This is a genomic window from Novosphingobium umbonatum, assembly GCF_004005905.1.
Lineage (GTDB): Bacteria > Pseudomonadota > Alphaproteobacteria > Sphingomonadales > Sphingomonadaceae > Novosphingobium > Novosphingobium umbonatum.
Map to the genome: position 1 here is coordinate 223142 of NZ_SACO01000003.1, position 14155 is coordinate 237296.

Below are 14155 nucleotides of genomic sequence, written 5' to 3' on the forward strand. Positions count from 1 at the left end.
CCTATGCCCTACGCGGCTAAGGCCGCTGGCATGACACATGACGTACATATTATCGGCGGCGGCCTCGCCGGAACGGAAGCCGCATGGCAATTGGCGCGGCGCGGTTACAAGGTGCGCCTGTCCGAAATGCGTGGCGGCGCGGCGGGTGAGCGCAGCCCCGCGCATCAGGGCGATGGGCTGGCTGAACTGGTTTGCTCCAATTCGCTGCGCAGCGATGATGACACGGCCAATGCGGTTGGTCTGCTGCATTATGAAATGCGGCAGATGGATAGCCTCATCATGCATGCCGCCGCCAAGGCCCGCGTGCCCGCCGGTTCAGCTCTGGCGGTGGATCGCGATGTGTTCAGCCGCGAGATTGAGAACGCGCTGACGTCCCATGACAATCTGACCCTATGCCGCGAAAGGGTGGATACCCTGCCCGCAGCGGGCCTGACCATTGTGGCTACCGGACCTTTGACGGCGGAAAGTCTGGCGCAAAGCATTGGCGCGGCCACGGGCGCTGACAGTCTGGCCTTTTTCGACGCGATTGCGCCCATCGTCTATCACGAATCCATCAATATGGATGTGGCATGGCGCGCCGCCCGCTGGGACAAGGGTGCCGAGGCCAGCATCGCCTTGGGCAGCGATGGCAAGGATTATATCAACTGCCCGATGAACAAGGCGGAATATCTGGCCTTCCGCGAAGAATTGCTGGCGGGTGAGAAAACCGTATTCAAGCAGTGGGAAGCCAACACGCCCTATTTCGACGGCTGCATGCCGATCGAAGTGATGGCTGAACGCGGCGAGGATACTCTGCGCTTTGGCCCGATGAAGCCGGTCGGCTTGGATGATCCGCGCACGGGCCGCTGGCCCTATGCCGTGGTGCAATTGCGGCAGGACAATGTGCATGGCACCTTATGGAACATCGTCGGTTTCCAGACCAAACTGAAATATGCCGAGCAGCAACGCGTGTTCCGCATGATCCCCGGCCTGGAAAATGCAGAATTTGCACGCTTTGGCGGGCTGCATCGCAACACTTTCCTCAATTCGCCCACGCTGCTCGACCGACAATTGCGGCTGAAATCTTCCCCCCATATCCGCTTTGCAGGCCAGATCACCGGCTGCGAGGGCTATGTGGAAAGCGCGAGCGTGGGTTTGTTGGCGGGCGTGATGACCGCTTGTGAACTGGCGGGCCGCGACTGGATCGATCCTCCGCGCAGCACCGCTTTGGGCGCTTTGCTGGCGCATATTACCGGCGATGCGGAAGCAGAGACCTATCAGCCGATGAACATCAACTTCGGCCTGTTCCCGCCCATCGTCACCGAAAAGAAGATCAAGAAGGCCGATCGCAAGCTGGTTTACACCTCGCGCGCCAAAGAAGATCTGGCGCCTTGGCTGGCGGCCACCGGGCTGGGCGTTTAATCTTCCTCATCCGGTTCGGGCTGGCCTGCGCCTTTGGTGGCGGGGCCAGCCTTTCCGCAGGAACAGGCCTTGGCATGCTCGGCCTTTTTGGCCTCTTGAGCAGCATAATAGGCTTTAAGCTCGTCGGCATTGACGATGCCATCACCATTGGCGTCGATGGTCTTGAAGCGATTGGCTGTTTTCACCGCCCACTCTTCAAAACTCAAAAGATTATCGTGATTTACGTCCAGCTTTTGAAAAGCCTTCACACGTGTGGACAGCATTTCATTGCGGATAATCGTTCCATCGCGGTTGCGGTCAAACCGGTTGAACCGCGCCTGATCTTTCGAAACCTTGCGCGTAACAGCGGTGGGCAAGGCTGGCCCTGCCCCATGTGGATCGGCACTGGGCAGCGCAACATCGGCGGGCGGCGGAGCGGCAACTTGGACCGGTGGAGCATCGCGCTCCAGAGCCGCTCGCCCCTGCCACCAGAAGAAACCTGCTCCCACCAGCACTAAAGCCGACACTGCGCCCAGAATTGTCCGATTCACGCGTCGATACCCTCTCCATTTATGGAGAGTAGCTTAGCTCAAACCCCGAAGAGGCCAAGGCGAATAAGTGTAAATACGGATATACTCTGCAATTTGGCTACATCGCCACGATGACGCGCAGCGATCCCGTGCAACACCGCCAAGGGGCGCATCGAGCGGGGCAAGCGCGATGCTTGCCAATCATGCGCGGCCATTTGATCGGCCAGAAGCACCAGTTCCTGCGCATCGCTGACATGCGCGGCCAGATCGGCCAAGGCCCAGCCCCGCGCCATCCGCTCCGCCTCCGCATGGGACGAAAGTGCGGCGCAGGCCGCAGCACGCCCGTCGGCCAAGGCCAACAAAGCCTCCGCTGCCAAAGGCGCCTCCCCCAGCAAGGCCTCCCAGCCATCCACCAGACCGACCAAAGCACCATGCTGATCATTCCAGCAATGCATCGCCGCCAGCAAAGGTTCGCCCTTGGGCCAGTTTGCGGATTTATCGTTCAACCGATCACGCCACCATGCAAGCCGCATCTGCGCCAAAATAGGTTCACGCGCGCCGCGCACCACACCGGCAAGCCGAATATCCAGCGCCAGCAGGGTCAACCACTGGCCCTTGGTAGCCTTGGGAGCATAGGCCAGAGCCAAACGCCAAAGCGGTGGCAGCGTTTCGATCAAAGTTTCATCTAACATGATGCCCCCATAGAAAAAGGGCGCCCCCACCGCAATGGGAGCGCCCCTTTGTCTGTCAGCCGTTAGCCCTTAGCGGTAGCAAACCTTCTTGGCAGCAGCCACAATGCGCGAGGCATCGATCAGCGCGGCCTTTTCAAGGTTGGCAGCATAAGGCAGCGGAACGTCTTCGTTGCACACGCGGATCACCGGCGCGTCGAGGTGATCGAAGCCGTCTTCCATGGCGATCGCGGCGATTTCCGACGCGATCGAGCAGGTCGGCCAGCCTTCTTCGGCCACAACGATGCGGTTGGTCTTGGCCAGCGAGGCCAGAACCGTTTCCTTATCCAGCGGACGCAGCGTGCGCAGGTCGATCACTTCGGCATCGATGCCTTCAGCGGCCAGCGTTTCGGCTGCTTCCAGCGCCATGCCAACGCCGATCGAGTAGGACACGATGGTCACGTCCTTGCCTTCGCGCATGATGCGGGCCTTGCCGATGGGCAGAACATGGTCGTCCAGCTCGGGCAGTTCGAAGGTGCGGCCATAGACCAGTTCGTTCTCGAGGAAAACGACCGGATCTTCGCTGCGGATAGCGGCCTTGAGCAGACCCTTGGCATCCGAAGCGTCATAGGGCGCGATCACGATCAGACCAGGCACATTGGCATACCACGGGCCATAGTTCTGCGAGTGCTGCGCGCCCACGCGGCTAGCCGCGCCGTTGGGACCACGGAACACCACCGGACAGCGCATCTGGCCGCCCGACATATAGTTGGTCTTGGCCGCCGAGTTGATGATGTGGTCAATCGCCTGCATGGCGAAGTTGAAGGTCATGAACTCGATCACTGGACGCAGACCGCCCATGGCGGCGCCCGTACCGATACCGGCAAAGCCATATTCGGTGATCGGCGTGTCAATCACGCGCTTGGGACCGAATTCGGCCAGCAGGCCCTGGGTCACCTTGTAAGCGCCCTGATATTCGGCCACTTCTTCGCCCATCACGAAAACGCGCGGATCGCGGCGCATTTCTTCGGCCATGGCATCACGCAGCGCGTCACGCACAGTCGAAGTCTTCATGTTGGTGCCATGCGGGATAACCGGATCGGCCGGACGAACCGAAGCCACCGGTGCAGCAACCGGAGCCGCAGCCGCCACAGGGGCAGCAGCAGCAGGAGCCGAAGCTTCACCCTCGCCACCGATTAGCGCGATCACCGTGCCGACCTTCACGCCTTCGGTGCCCTCGGCCACCAACAGCGCGCCCACGGTGCCTTCGTCCACCGCTTCAAATTCCATCGTGGCCTTGTCGGTTTCAATCTCGGCCAGAATATCGCCGGACTTCACCTCGTCGCCCACTTTCACCAGCCACTTGGCCAGCTTGCCCTCTTCCATCGTGGGCGAGAGCGCCGGCATCTTGAGTTCGATCGCCATCTCAGTAGCTCTCCACCAGAACGTCAGTATACAATTCGCCCATCGCCGGTTCGGGCGAGTTTTCGGCGAAATCGGCAGCTTCGGTGCAGATGGCGCGGATGCGCTTCTCGATGTCCTTCAGCGTCTCTTCCGAAACGCCGCGTGCCAGCAGATCAGCCTTGGCATGTTCGATCGGGTCGCGGTTATCGCGCACTTCGTTCACTTCGTCACGGCTGCGGTATTTCGCAGGGTCGGACATCGAGTGACCGCGATAGCGATAGGTGTTGAGTTCCATCAGCACAGGGCCGTTACCGGCGCGCACATGTTCCACCGCCAGATTGGCAGCAGCGCGCACTTCCAGAACGTCCATGCCGTTCACATCCATGCCGGGGATGCGGAAAGCCGCACCGCGACGGTGGAAATGCGTTTCGGCCGAGGAACGCTTCACAGCGGTGCCCATGGCGTACTGGTTGTTTTCCACAACGAAGATGATCGGCAGGTTCCAGAGAGCAGCCATATTGAAGCTCTCGTAAACCTGACCCTGATTCGCCGCGCCGTCGCCGAAGTAGGCCACGCAGAGGCCGCCATCTTCGTTATACTTATGCGCGAAAGCCAGACCTGCACCCAGCGAGACCTGGGCGCCCACGATGCCGTGGCCGCCATAGAACTTGTGGCTGGTGCTGAACATATGCATCGAACCGCCCTTGCCGCGGCTGATACCAGCTTCGCGACCGGTCAATTCGGCCATGATTACCTTGGGGTCGATGCCATAGGCCAGCATGTGACCATGGTCGCGATAGCCGGTAATCACGCTGTCGTGACCTTCCTGCAACGCCGACTGGATGCCCACCGCCACGGCTTCCTGGCCGATATAGAGGTGGCAGAAGCCGCCGATCAGGCCCAGACCGTATAGCTGGCCCGCGCGTTCTTCAAAGCGGCGGATGAGAACCATCTGCTCATAAAAATGCAGCAATTCCTCATTCGTCGCCTCATAGCGACGATTGGCCTCATAAGCGGCCTGAAGTGCATTGTCTGCGGTGGGCGCTGCGGCTTCTGCCGCGTTTTGTGTTTTGCCGGTTCTGGCCAAGACGCTTCCCCTGAAGGCGGATGTTGCGCTTTGCCTATAGGACCAAGAAAGCCCCCAGCAAACCACAACATACGAATTTTGTAATGACCCGACCATAGTTCCAATGGCCAATGCCGATCACGGCAAAGCAGGAATCACCTGCCGGATCAATGCACCATCATGATCATCTCATCAGGATGCGCAACATTAAGATTTTTGCGAAGAAGTTCGCTGGCCAGATCGGGGTCGGCATGGCGAGGGTCGAGCAGCGACACGCGGTTGCGCAATTCATCACGCTCCATCGCCAGCTTGCGAATCTGCTCCTGCTTTTCGGTCAACGCCCGATTGTTTTCACCCCAGGCCAGAAACCCGCTGGGGCCGGCCACGGCAAAAGCCAACATGAACAACAAGAGCAGCAAGGCCCCTGCCTGAACCGCTGCTTCCTTGGCCAATCTGGGTTGAGGAGACTTCTTTCGCATAGCCACCAAGAATCACAGATGGCGCCTTGTTTCAAGCGCTACGGCTAATTTTTCTGGGCCTAAAAACGGGAAATTCCCTCCATTTTGGCAACAGCTATGTAGCATTACGGTAACGTATCTGCAAATTAACTTATCGTTACAATACGTAAGCGTGCGTTCAGAGCCTCTTTGCCCAATGGGGCTATCGTCGTGGTCACAGCCATCATGGCCGATTGTTCCAATGTTCCGCCCCATAGCGAGTCCCCCCGCAAGTGAGCCTCGAAGCGATGACCACGGGTGAATCCGAAGCCAACCTGCGCAACAACCAGCGCAACGCCCTGTTTCTGCTGGCCTTGTGCCAATTGCCCAGTCGCCAGACCGAGCAGCGGGTGAAGGTGCGCAACATTTCGGCCACCGGGTTGATGGCCGAAGGCGCGCTGCGTCCGGTTACCGGCGAACCAGTCTGGCTGGACCTGCGCAACATTGGCCGCGTCGAAGGCGTGGTGGCATGGGTCAGCGAAAGCCGTTTCGGCGTGGCCTTTGCCAAGGAAATCGACCCCGCGCTGGTGCGCCAACCGCCAACGACGGTCGACAATGACGCCGAACCGCGCGACTATTACCAACGCGGGCCGCTCAGCACCCTGAAGCGGCAGGACGACCTGCGCCCCGATCGCCTGCGCATGATCTGATTATCGGGATGTCAGGCTCAGTTTGATACCCCCCACTGGCCGCAAGGTCAGGCGCGACACCATGTCCGGCTTTTTCGCCGCAGGATAGGCCAGTCGGAACGCCCGGACAATCTCGGCGATGATCAGCATCGCCTCCTGCTGGGCAAAACCTGCCCCGACACAAATCCTCTGTCCCCGTCCGAAAGGCAGCCAAGCCTGCCGCGCCATATCCGCATTGGCCGGATCGGCAAAACGGTCAGGGTCAAAGGAATGCGGGCAGGCCCAGTTCTGCTCATTCCGCTGGATCAGCCATGGCGAGATGACCAGCAGATCCCCCTCCGCCAAAGGCTTGTCACGGATCGTCACCGGCTTGGTCACCGTGCGCGGCAGAAAGCCCACCGGCGGATAGAGGCGCAAAGCCTCCTTGAACACATGGCGCACATCATCGAGCAGGCGGATATGGTCATGGGTAATCGGCCCGCCGCCGGTCACCTCCTCAATCTGGGCATAAAGCCGTTCCTGCCATTCAGGGCATTCGGCCAGCAGATAAAGCGTCCATGACAAGGCGCTGGCAGAAGTTTCATGCCCCGCAAGAAAGATGATCGATGCCTGATCGAGCAAGGCCTTGGCATCAAAGCTCTGCCCCGTTTCGGGGTGGCGGGCCTCCATCAGCGATTCCAGAATGTCGGGCTGTTCGGCGCGATGACCGGCAAGGTAGGCGGCATAGCGCTCGGCGATGATCGGCTCGAACACCGCCTGCACATCCAGCGCCGCCTTTTGCACCTTGCGCCGATACCACAGGCGCGGCAGGCCATAGAGGCCGAGCGTCGTGCTGCGCTGGGCATAATGTTGATAGCGGTTGAAGGCCTCATAGACCCTGCCCGATCCCGCCTCGTCCAGCGTGATCGAAAACAGCGTGCGGAAGATGATGTCCGCCGTGGCATGGGTCATCAAAGGATCAACATCGACAGGGCGTGACAGGTCATGTGCCCGCATCATTGCCACCACATCCTTGGCCGCATCGGCCATAGTGGCAAAGGCGCGCTTCAGATTGGTATGGGCAAAGGCGGGGTTGATCATCGTGCGTTGCCGCGCCCAATCCTCGCCATTGGCGGAAAACACGCTATTGCCCAGCAAAGGCTCCAGCAGGTCATTCATCAGCGCATGTTTGGGATAGATCCTTTCGGGATCATCCAGCACCTTGCCCGCCTGCTCCAAATCGTTGAGCAGGTAAAAGGTCAGGCGCGGCAGCTTCACCATGCCCATCTTCATCGTATAGCTTTTCTCGAACAGGGTGTGGACCCAGCTGTTCCAGTTGATGAAGAACCGCCGCAGCGCCCCCGCCTTGCTTTTCAATGGCTTGGGATAGGGCGGGGTAAAGGGGCACTCAGCCATGCTGTTCAGCCTCGAAAGCGGCGATAGAGGCATTCAGCGGGCGCGCCGATGCCGTCAATCCCAGAAAATCCAGCGCGGAAGGCCGGTCGAGCCGCCGCAAATAGTCGAAATGGGTGGTGTATTTATCACGCCGCCGCGCCTGATAGGTTGCGGCATCGCAATAACGGAACCAGCGTGGAGAAATTTGCGTCAGACCAGCGGGGCTCTCCACCGTGCGGCCAAGGCAGGGCGGCACCAAAGGCGCACAGGCCCCGTCAGTGGGCGAGCCGATATCCAGCCAGCGGAACTCGGCCTGCCCCAACCGGTCGAGCATGTGCCCGAACCAAGGCGCATCCTTGCGGCAGGCCAGCAACTGCATGCAATTGCCCAAAGTCACCAACGCGAAATGCGGCGGAATATGCCCGTCGCACAGGTCCAGCAAGCGCGCCATCAAAGGCACGGCAAGGATTGAGCCGTTGGAATGGGTGATGAACAGCACCTCGTCCCATTCCTCGGTGAAGGCCTGCCGGATACGCTCTGCCGCCTGCGCCAAGCGATCCTGATAGTCGGGACTGACCATTTCACGGGCAAGTGCATCATTGAACACCACAAAGCGCAGCAGCCACAAGGCGCTAATCCAGCGCAGCGCTGCAAAGGAGATACCCCATCCCAGCGCCAATCCCCCCACCAGCGCCGCCCACCATGGCATTGCCAGAGCCAGAAGATCGAACAGGATCAAGGGCAGCAGCACCGGCAACAGCAGATAGGCCACGCCGGGGAAAAACACTGCAATCCGGCTGCCGCGCGGGGTGCGGCCGGCCAGATCCCAATCCAGCCCACGCAGCATATGAAGATAGGCCCCTATCGCCTGCATCGCCAACCGAATCGGCGAGCGCGACCAGTCACCACGCACCAGATCGTCCCAGACGAGAAATTCGGTCTGCGCATAAAGCTGGGGCGTGTTGACATCCCACCCCATATTGCGCCCCATCCGGCGACGGGCAGAAAGGTGCAAAAGCCCCTCTGGCGCGGCTCCGGCGGCATTATGCGCGGCCACCTGCTGGGCCAGCAAATCATGGTAATACCGGCTGCCGCGCGGGTCATATCCGCCCAGATAGTAGATTTTCCGCTTGAAAGGCTGCATCACTCACGCTCTATCCGCGCCATGACCCAAAAGGAACGGCAATATTGCCTCTTCATGGACGGCACGAAGCGCAATCGCAACATTGGATGCAAAAAGCATGACAATGCCTATGGCATCAATGGCGGCGGCAGCGAGGCGGACCGACTGCGCGCCGACATGACCCTGTTCCGGCATATGCGCGGCAACCATGATCCGATGGCGCCGCTGGTTTTGCTGTTCACGCGGCTGTTTGGCTGGTTCTTTTTCAACTACCACGGACGCCCGTGGCGCGGGCAACTGGTGCGCAAAATCTTTCCCCGCTATTGAAAGTCGCGGCCTTTATGGGCTTTTTAGGTGAATTAAATCGCCGCGCCACCTAACAGGATAGCACAAAGCAAGAAGAGCCGCCCGACGCTTGATGCTCGGCGCCGATCCGCATACTGGGCTGCCATCCCGCCACAGATCCCGTGGCCGGATGGCGCCATTTCCTCAAGTAAAATTGGGCAATTCCAACCGATATCCCACGCCGGGTTCGGTCAGGATCATATGCGCAGCCCCGCCGCGCTCCTCCAGCTTTTGCCGCAGCATGCCGATATAGACCCGCAAATATTGCGGATCAGCCTCTGATCGCCCCCAGCCTGCCGCCAACAGGCGCTTTTGCGTCACCACCTGCCCCGCGCTTTCGGCCAGCATACGCAAAAGGTTATATTCCTTGGGCGAAAGTTTCAGCACCTCGCCCTGCAAGCGAACCTCGCGCGTACCGAAATCGATCGACAACCCGCCAGCCTCGAAACGCAAAGGCGCCTCGGTCTCGCTTCTTTTCCGGCGCAGGGCCGCACGCACCCGCGCCAACAATTCGCCCAGCACGAAAGGCTTATCCACATAATCATCCGCGCCTTCGTCCAGCGCGGCGATCTTTTCCTGTTCCTGATGGCGGGCGGAAATGACAATGATCGGGGTGCTGCGGCTTTCGCGGATCTGGCGGATCACCTGCTTGCCATCCATATCGGGCAGGCCAAGGTCCAGCACTACCACATCGGGATCGCCCAGCATGGCCGCTGCCAAGGCCTCTGTGCCATCCTTGGCCACGGTCACCTCATGCCCCAAGGCGCGCAAGGCAGGCCGCAAAGCCTTCACAATCGCCGGTTCATCGTCCACCAGCAAAATATGTCCGGTCATCATGCCCCTTCCTTGGACATGAACCCGCCTTCATGCAAGTCTTGCGATACCATCAGGGGCAGGATGATCGCCAGACTAGTGCCCTTTCCCTGCGCCACCGGCGAGGTAATCTCGATCCTGCCCCCACAGGCCTCCACAAACCCACGGGCAATCGACAGGCCCAGACCAGAACCTCTGGCCTGCCTTGCATTGTTCGTCCCCCGATAGAAGCGATCGAACACCAGCGCCTGTTCCGCCGCCGGGATGCCCTGTCCTTCATCGGTGACGGTGATTTTGCACCCTTGCGCATGGCGGGAGCAGGCAATCGTGATCGTACTGTCGGCAGGGCTATAAAGCGTGGCATTGTTTAGAACATTGGTGAGCGCCAGATCGAACAGCACGCGATCCCCCATGATTGCAAGCTCTTGCTCCGCACCGACCAGCACCAGCCTTTGGGCGACACCACCGCGCCTTTTACGCTCCACCACCGAAAGCAGGGTTTCCCCGACGGACAGGGGCGTCTGCAGCAGATTGGCACCGCCATCCTGCAATCGGGTCATTTGCAAAAGATTGGTGGTGACATCATTGAGCCGCGCGGCTTCCTCGACAATGCCTGCCAGCAATTCGCGCGAGGTTTCCGCATCGAAACTGGCGCCAAATTCCAGCAAGGACGCCGCCGAGGTGCTGATGGCGGTCAAAGGGCTGCGCAGGTCATGGCTGACCGAGGAAAGAAGCGCGGTTTTCAGATCCTCGGCGCGGGCCTGGGCATGGGCCTCGGCCAATTGCCGCGCCAAAGCCACACGCTCCAGCGCCAATGCCGCGAGACGCCCCTTGGCCAGCAGGAAACCGGCATCCAGCCCTGCCCCCTGCACCACCAACGCGCCCGTCGATCCTTCGCCCGATGCCAGACGGCAGGCCACCATATCGCCGATCTGCAAAACCTCCGCAGGCCCGCCAACCACTTCCCGCGCCATGATCGGGGCTTGCGGATCGTCCAGCATGCTGCCCAATTCCACCAATTGCCCGCCAGTGTCACGGAACAGGCCCAGCCTTTGGCCCTCGCCCCATGTGTCCGCCAAACCTTCCTGCAAGGCCTGATAGACCTGCTCTGCGCTATTGGCACGTTGCAGCCGGCGGGCGATGTCCAGCAGGTTTTGCAAATGCAGGTTTGACGCATTGGCGCGCATGGCCTCGTCACGTAAACGCCCCGATAACAGGCCGGAAATCAGGGCCGACAGGGTAAACACCACCAAGGGCGCAAGATCGGTCACCCGCCGCAGGCTGAGTTTGAACACCGGTTCGGACACGAAGAAATCAAACGCCAGCGCACCCAGCAAAGCCATGGCCAGCGCCACCGACAGGCCGCATAGCGCGCCCACCACCGACACGCCCACCACAAACACCAAGGCGGCATAGCCCTCGCCCAGATAGGGCGCGAGCCATACACCAAGCGCCGAAAACAGCGCCGTACAAGCGAGGCCCAGCGCAGGTCTTTGGCGATGGGCGGTCAAGGGAAAGGGCAGAGCAATTTTCACCCGCCCAATCTGACAGATGCAAAAAGGGGCGGCAATGGCCCAAACCATGCCGCCCCGATAGATCCCGTGAAGTTCAGTTTATGCCATGGACATCGTGCTCATCGCATTGTTGCGATTGCCCGCCAGTTCACGGTTGAGCCACAGGGCCACCAAAGTGGCCACCGAACCCGACAGCAGATAGGCGCCCGATGCGATCAGACCGAATTCCGTGGCCAAACGCAGTGCGATCAGCGGCGCAAAGGCGGCCCCCACCAGCCATGCAATATCGCTGGTCAGCGCCGAACCGGTGTAGCGGTGCTGGCTGGAGAAGCTGGAAGCCACAGCGCCCGAAGACTGACCAAAGCTGATACCAAGGATGGCAAAGCCGATGGTCATGAAGGCCACTTCACCGCCCGTTCCCATGCCCAGCATTTGCGGGGCAAAGCCCGAGAAGGCAGCGATACCGGCCGCCGAAGCGCCCAGCACCCAGCGGCGACCAAAACGGTCGGCCAGATAGCCCGACAGGATGATCGCCAGCACGCCAATCATGGCCGCACCCGTTTCGATAATCAGGAACGAGGCAGGGCGCTCAGGCGTGTTGAGCATCACATAGGACAGCGGGAACACCGTGACCATGTGGAACAGCGCAAAGCTGGCCAGCGGCGCCATGGCCCCGATCAGGATCGTGCGCCATTCCTCGCGGATAGTGACCATCGCCGGTTCGGGCTGCAGGTCGCGGCTTTCGAACAGGCGGACGAACTCGGGCGATTCCACCAGACGCAGGCGGGCGAACAGCGCCACCACGTTAATGGCGAAGGCCACAAAGAAGGGGAAACGCCAGCCCCAGCTGAGGAAATCTTCCGAAGGCAGAGCCGAGACAAAGAAAGCGAACATCGAGGAGGCCACAATCAGCCCCAGCGGCGCGCCCAATTGCGGCACCATGGCATACCAGCCACGACGCTCACGCGGGGCATTGAGCGCCAGCAGCGAGGCCAGACCATCCCAGCTGCCGCCCAGCGCGAAACCTTGCCCGATGCGGAACAGCGCCAGCAGCGCCACCGCGCCCATGCCCATCTGCCCATAACCGGGCAGGAAGGCGATTGCCGCCGTCGAACCGCCCAGCAGGAACAGTGCCACCGCCAGCTTGGCCGAGCGGCCATAGAGTCGGTCGATGGTCATGAATACAAAGGTACCGGCCGGACGCGCCATAAAGGCCAGCGGGAACAGCGCGAAGGAGAGCAGCGTACCTGTGTATCGATCAACAAAGGGAAAGAAAAAGCTGGGAAAGACCAGCACAGAAGCAATAGCGTAAACGAAAAAGTCAAAAAATTCAGACGTTCGCCCAATAATCACCCCGATGGCAATTTCGCCCGGTGATACAGGTGCAGCATGGCCCGCTTGACCGTTAACGGTCCCCGAAGCCACCACATTGTGGTTGGTGGTCATAGTTCGGCATCCCCAATTTATATCGTTGGGCCCGCCAAACGCATGGGTATTTCCGGTCTATTGTCCGGCTCCATGCCCAGCGCCTGACGCGCTAAGGGAAAGCTGCCTCAAAACTGCATTGATGGCAAACAAAATTGATGGGACAATATGTCCAATCGCGATCCTATATTGACACGCCTACGCGCACGGGCATGAGCAAGCGAAACCCCAACCCCCTTCGCCATGCGGGCCGACTAGGGCTAATAGCCCTGATCGCCTCGCTGTCCGCCTGTGATCCGGTGGTGCTGAACCCCGCGGGCGACATCGCCAAACAAGAAGCATCGCTGGTGGTCACGGCCACTTTGCTGATGCTGCTCATCATCGTTCCGGTGATGGCTTTGACGGTGTATTTCGCGTGGAAATACCGGGCTAGCGCAGAGGCGCGCTATGAGCCGGAATGGCATCACTCCACCCAACTCGAACTGGTCATCTGGGCCGCGCCGCTGGCGATCATCATCGCCCTTGGTTCGCTCACCTGGGTTACCACCCACACGCTCGATCCGTTCCGCCCCGTGGCCCGCATCGCCGAAGGCAAGCCCCTTCCCGCCGATGTGAAGCCGCTGGAAGTGGAAGTGGTCGCGCTCGACTGGAAGTGGCTGTTCATTTACCCCGAACAGAAGATCGCCACGGTGAACGAACTGGCCCTGCCGGTTGACCGTCCGATCAACTTCAAGATCACCGCCTCCTCGGTGATGAACTCCTTCTACATCCCCGCTCTGGCCGGCCAGATCTATGCCATGCCCGCCATGACCAGCCAGATGCACGCCGTGCTGAACAAGACCGGCACTTTCACCGGTTTCTCGGCCAATTATTCGGGCGCTGGCTTCTCGCACATGCGTTTCACCACGCTGGGCATGAAGGCTGGCGACTTTGACGCCTGGGCTGCCAAGGTGGCCAAGGGCGAAGCTGGCGACAATGCCGGTGCTCTGGACGCCAACGCTTACCTCAAGCTGGAACAGCCCAGCGAGAAGGAACCCGTCCACCGTTTCGCCAGCGTTTCGGGTGACCTGTTCCACAAGATCGTCAACCTCTGCGTTCGCCCTGGCAAGATGTGCCAGAACGAAATGATGGCGCTCGACGCCCGTGGCGGTGCTGGCAAGGCTGGCATCTATAATGTGGCAGCCGTTACCTATGACAAGTATGGTCGCGAAAGCACCGTGCCTGTGGTGGCCGGCCGTGACAATGTTCCCGCCGAAGCGCGCAACAAGGCCTTTGTCCGCGCCATCTGCGTTCCGCAGGGCGTGGCCAATCCGCTGCCTGCCGACCGCGCTGCCGCTGCTGCCAAGCTGAGCCTTGCTTCGCCTGCGCGTAACCCTCTTAGCTAAGA

14 protein-coding genes are annotated in these 14155 nt (G+C 60.5%); 4 read left to right on the forward strand and 10 right to left on the reverse strand.

From position 1 onward, the window contains the following. The first annotated feature begins 30 nt into the window (after positions 1-30). Positions 31-1401 carry a methylenetetrahydrofolate--tRNA-(uracil(54)-C(5))-methyltransferase (FADH(2)-oxidizing) TrmFO gene (gene trmFO / locus EOE18_RS05535; RefSeq protein ID WP_127707049.1) on the forward strand — a complete coding sequence of 457 codons (1371 nt, stop codon included), beginning with the start codon at positions 31-33 and terminating at the stop codon, positions 1399-1401. Here trmFO and EOE18_RS05540 read toward each other — a convergent pair. From EOE18_RS05540 to EOE18_RS05560, 5 genes are all read right to left on the reverse strand, one after another. Beyond that, positions 1398-1931: an EF-hand domain-containing protein gene (locus tag EOE18_RS05540; RefSeq protein ID WP_127707050.1), complete on the reverse strand. Its 534-nt coding sequence runs from the start codon at positions 1929-1931 to the stop codon at positions 1398-1400. The two genes, trmFO and EOE18_RS05540, sit on opposite strands and share 4 nt — an antisense overlap. A 38-nt stretch (positions 1932-1969) precedes the next feature. Further along, positions 1970-2602 carry a hypothetical protein gene (locus EOE18_RS05545; RefSeq protein WP_127707052.1) on the reverse strand — a complete coding sequence of 211 codons (633 nt, stop codon included), beginning with the start codon at positions 2600-2602 and terminating at the stop codon, positions 1970-1972. 69 nt (positions 2603-2671) lie between these two features. Beyond that, positions 2672-4003: a pyruvate dehydrogenase complex E1 component subunit beta gene (locus tag EOE18_RS05550; protein WP_127707054.1), complete on the reverse strand. Its 1332-nt coding sequence runs from the start codon at positions 4001-4003 to the stop codon at positions 2672-2674. A 1-nt stretch (position 4004) separates the two neighbouring features. Beyond that, entirely contained in the window at positions 4005-5069 is a 1065-nt protein-coding gene (pdhA, locus tag EOE18_RS05555; RefSeq protein ID WP_246027275.1) for a pyruvate dehydrogenase (acetyl-transferring) E1 component subunit alpha, read from the reverse strand. A gap of 146 nt (positions 5070-5215) precedes the next feature. Next, on the reverse strand, positions 5216-5527 hold the full coding sequence (locus tag EOE18_RS05560) for an FtsB family cell division protein (RefSeq protein ID WP_127707058.1): 312 nt from the start codon (positions 5525-5527) through the stop codon (positions 5216-5218). A 266-nt stretch (positions 5528-5793) separates the two neighbouring features. Between EOE18_RS05560 and EOE18_RS05565 the strand changes: the two genes are divergently transcribed. After that, positions 5794-6195 (forward strand): PilZ domain-containing protein, encoded by a 402-nt coding sequence (locus EOE18_RS05565; RefSeq protein ID WP_127707060.1) that lies wholly within the window; start codon positions 5794-5796, stop codon positions 6193-6195. Here EOE18_RS05565 and EOE18_RS05570 read toward each other — a convergent pair whose 3' ends face one another. Together EOE18_RS05570 and EOE18_RS05575 are read right to left on the reverse strand one after the other, a co-directional pair. Beyond that, positions 6196-7569, reverse strand: coding sequence for a cytochrome P450 (locus EOE18_RS05570; protein WP_127707062.1), 1374 nt, complete (start codon positions 7567-7569; stop codon positions 6196-6198). Further along, entirely contained in the window at positions 7562-8692 is a 1131-nt protein-coding gene (locus EOE18_RS05575; RefSeq protein ID WP_127707064.1) for a hypothetical protein, read from the reverse strand. Before EOE18_RS05575 ends, EOE18_RS05570 begins: the two co-directional genes overlap by 8 nt. A gap of 21 nt (positions 8693-8713) precedes the next feature. Here EOE18_RS05575 and EOE18_RS05580 point away from each other — a divergent pair, with 21 nt between their 5' ends. Beyond that, on the forward strand, positions 8714-8998 hold the full coding sequence (locus EOE18_RS05580; protein ID WP_127707066.1) for a hypothetical protein: 285 nt from the start codon (positions 8714-8716) through the stop codon (positions 8996-8998). Positions 8999-9160: 162 nt separating this feature from the next. Here EOE18_RS05580 and EOE18_RS05585 read toward each other — a convergent pair whose 3' ends face one another. The 3 genes from EOE18_RS05585 to EOE18_RS05595 form a co-directional block, all read right to left on the reverse strand. Beyond that, the gene (locus tag EOE18_RS05585; protein WP_246027276.1) at positions 9161-9853 is read right to left on the reverse strand and encodes a response regulator transcription factor; all 693 of its coding nucleotides are present in this window, start codon (positions 9851-9853) and stop codon (positions 9161-9163) included. Next, positions 9850-11364: a sensor histidine kinase gene (locus tag EOE18_RS05590; RefSeq protein ID WP_164852667.1), complete on the reverse strand. Its 1515-nt coding sequence runs from the start codon at positions 11362-11364 to the stop codon at positions 9850-9852. Before EOE18_RS05590 ends, EOE18_RS05585 begins: the two co-directional genes overlap by 4 nt. 78 nt (positions 11365-11442) lie before the next feature. Next, positions 11443-12789, reverse strand: coding sequence for an MFS transporter (locus tag EOE18_RS05595; protein WP_127707070.1), 1347 nt, complete (start codon positions 12787-12789; stop codon positions 11443-11445). Between the two features lie 191 nt (positions 12790-12980). Between EOE18_RS05595 and cyoA the strand changes: the two genes are divergently transcribed. Beyond that, a complete protein-coding gene (cyoA, locus tag EOE18_RS05600) occupies positions 12981-14153 on the forward strand; it encodes a ubiquinol oxidase subunit II (RefSeq protein ID WP_127707072.1) in 1173 nt (390 codons plus the stop codon). The last annotated feature ends 2 nt before the right edge of the window (positions 14154-14155 follow it).

Coding starts and splice junctions, on each gene's coding strand:
- EOE18_RS05595 (WP_127707070.1), bottom strand. CDS start 12,789: ATGACCACCAACCACAATGTGGTGGCTTCGGGGACCGTTAACGGTCAA.
- EOE18_RS05585 (WP_246027276.1), bottom strand. CDS start 9,853: ATGATGACCGGACATATTTTGCTGGTGGACGATGAACCGGCGATTGTG.
- trmFO (WP_127707049.1), top strand. CDS start 31: ATGACACATGACGTACATATTATCGGCGGCGGCCTCGCCGGAACGGAA.
- EOE18_RS05565 (WP_127707060.1), top strand. CDS start 5,794: ATGACCACGGGTGAATCCGAAGCCAACCTGCGCAACAACCAGCGCAAC.
- cyoA (WP_127707072.1), top strand. CDS start 12,981: ATGAGCAAGCGAAACCCCAACCCCCTTCGCCATGCGGGCCGACTAGGG.
- EOE18_RS05575 (WP_127707064.1), bottom strand. CDS start 8,692: ATGCAGCCTTTCAAGCGGAAAATCTACTATCTGGGCGGATATGACCCG.
- EOE18_RS05545 (WP_127707052.1), bottom strand. CDS start 2,602: ATGTTAGATGAAACTTTGATCGAAACGCTGCCACCGCTTTGGCGTTTG.
- EOE18_RS05560 (WP_127707058.1), bottom strand. CDS start 5,527: ATGCGAAAGAAGTCTCCTCAACCCAGATTGGCCAAGGAAGCAGCGGTT.
- EOE18_RS05580 (WP_127707066.1), top strand. CDS start 8,714: ATGACCCAAAAGGAACGGCAATATTGCCTCTTCATGGACGGCACGAAG.
- EOE18_RS05570 (WP_127707062.1), bottom strand. CDS start 7,569: ATGGCTGAGTGCCCCTTTACCCCGCCCTATCCCAAGCCATTGAAAAGC.
- EOE18_RS05550 (WP_127707054.1), bottom strand. CDS start 4,003: ATGGCGATCGAACTCAAGATGCCGGCGCTCTCGCCCACGATGGAAGAG.